We start from the raw sequence: 1487 nt of genomic DNA on the forward strand, positions 1-1487 counted from the left end.
TACGAGATAATTGGCGGAGTCTCGTGGGCTCGGAGATGTGTATAAGAGACAGCTTATGTATGGGTTTGTTGATATGGGCATTTCTTGATAAACTTCCAAAAGAAGCTGAATGTAAGGGTTGAATTGATAGATGTCATGATGGCGATCAGGGTAGTTGTTAATTGCGAAATTTGTAACGCGTTTAATTTCTTTGTCTATGCTTGAGCTGCCATTTTTTTGGCAGCAATATAGTGGAAAACATGCAGGATAGGGTCCTCACTGTTGATGATGTGCTTTAGAATTGAAGTTATTTCGCGAGTGTTACTGCTAAGCTGATACTTATCGTTGTCTAGCAGATAGATTATATTGTTAATCTTCTGGAAGGGGATTTGTGAGGAGTCTTCCCTTGGATGATATTTGGCATGGTTTGCTTTTTGTGAATTGTCGTGCAGGAGGTACATGATTTTTCCTTTCTAAGTTATTGATTCAAGCGTTAAGAATAATAACAAAACCAGAAATTGTAACCCTTGCAGGGACTGGTATTCTTCCGGTATTGCAGGGCGCTTTCGTGAGTTGCGAGGCGTTTTTCCTGGTTGTGCGCAAGTATTGCTATACCTACTTAGGACTATAAAGCTTAAAGGTCTGCAGCAGGATTGACCCCTGCTGCAGGTTGTTGGCAACTAACTTGTACATGTTTTGCTACCTAACATGTACAAGGTTTTTCAATTTTAAAAAATGGATAGCGGCTAACCTAGTTGTGAAAGCGGGAATTCATGCGATTATATAGCCATGAATCCAATTCTGTTTCAATCCAACCGACTGCTTTTGCTCCTAATGAAATCGGTTTGGGAAATGAAGGGTCGTGGTATGGGCTTTTTGCATCCATTAATGCATAAATTGTTGAGCGGGAAAGTCCAATCTTTTTTTCAACCTCTTTCCTGCGCAAAATCGCTAATTTCGGATCGATGTATGGAGTCATTGTTTGCTCCATTTTTTTTTGTTGTAGATCGATGGAAAAAAGCGTAAGTAAATTGAATGAATGTGCTTCGGAAGAGCGAGTTTGGCTGTTGTGTCAGTTTGGAGTTGGGGGTGAAGAGATGGGAGGGGTAAGCTGGCTAAAGCCTTGTTTTTTTCTTTATTAACAGCTGTGGTGTAATTGAGGGATAAAATAATATTCAGCGATTTGCTGATGTGGGAGAGTGCAGTTGCGTTGGATGGAACTGGAGTAAGAGATTTGCGGGGGGGATGTAGAAAAAAGAAAGCGAAAGCGAGGATGAAAATTTCTAGAACGAATGAATGTGAACTAGAGTGGGGGGTACCATCACCGCCATCAGCTGAAGAGCTGGTTTTACTTGCTGAACGTGTGCGACGCTGCTGACCCCGTGCCTGGCGAGAGTGCCTAGATTGAATGCGAATAACCCTAGAGATATTGGTGGCGGAAATGCTTGTGGTAGTGAAGGACCGGATTATCCCTGTCTCTTATACACATCTCCGAGCCCACGAGACTC

At 42.3% G+C, this 1487-nt stretch carries 2 protein-coding genes; both read right to left on the bottom strand.

Annotated features, from left to right (window positions below; translation table 11 throughout):
• Window positions 1-194 precede the first annotated feature (194 nt).
• On the bottom strand, window positions 195-440 hold the full coding sequence (locus JHD59_RS21875; RefSeq protein WP_199155820.1) for a hypothetical protein: 246 nt from the start codon (window positions 438-440) through the stop codon (window positions 195-197).
• A gap of 290 nt (window positions 441-730) precedes the next feature.
• Window positions 731-958: an AlpA family phage regulatory protein gene (locus JHD59_RS21880; RefSeq protein ID WP_233164462.1), complete on the bottom strand. Its 228-nt coding sequence runs from the start codon at window positions 956-958 to the stop codon at window positions 731-733.
• Between the last annotated feature and the right edge of the window lie 529 nt (window positions 959-1487).

The organism is Chromobacterium sp. ASV23 (assembly GCF_016428945.1).
GTDB classification, from domain to species: domain Bacteria; phylum Pseudomonadota; class Gammaproteobacteria; order Burkholderiales; family Chromobacteriaceae; genus Chromobacterium; species Chromobacterium sinusclupearum.